1 rRNA gene is annotated in these 558 nt (G+C 48.6%); it reads left to right on the top strand.

From position 1 onward, the window contains the following. Positions 1 to 95: 95 nt before the first annotated feature. Positions 96 to 558, top strand: a 16S ribosomal RNA gene (locus AACW90_RS22940); the annotation flags it as partial.

The following is a 558-nucleotide window of genomic DNA, read 5'->3' on the forward strand; positions in this document are numbered from 1 at the left end:
TTACTCTGTTGGAGTAATGTGAACTTTAAAGAACACTCTACTATTTATAGTAGAAGGCAATTTAAAGTCAGTATTCATTGAGCCAAAAAGAACTTAAATTGAAGAGTTTGATCATGGCTCAGATTGAACGCTGGCGGCAGGCTTAACACATGCAAGTCGAGCGGAAACGATGATAACAATCCTTCGGGAGCGTTATTAGGCGTCGAGCGGCGGACGGGTGAGTAATGCTTAGGAATTTGCCCAGTTGAGGGGGATAACTATTGGAAACGATAGCTAATACCGCATACGCCCTACGGGGGAAAGGAGGGGACCTTCGGGCCTTCCGCGATTGGATAAGCCTAAGTGAGATTAGCTAGTTGGTGGGGTAATGGCTCACCAAGGCGACGATCTCTAGCTGGTCTGAGAGGATGATCAGCCACACTGGAACTGAGACACGGTCCAGACTCCTACGGGAGGCAGCAGTGGGGAATATTGCACAATGGGCGAAAGCCTGATGCAGCCATGCCGCGTGTATGAAGAAGGCCTTCGGGTTGTAAAGTACTTTCAGTAGTGAGGAAG

Source organism: Vibrio frigidus, from assembly GCF_042465995.1.
In the GTDB taxonomy this organism is placed as follows: domain Bacteria; phylum Pseudomonadota; class Gammaproteobacteria; order Enterobacterales; family Vibrionaceae; genus Vibrio.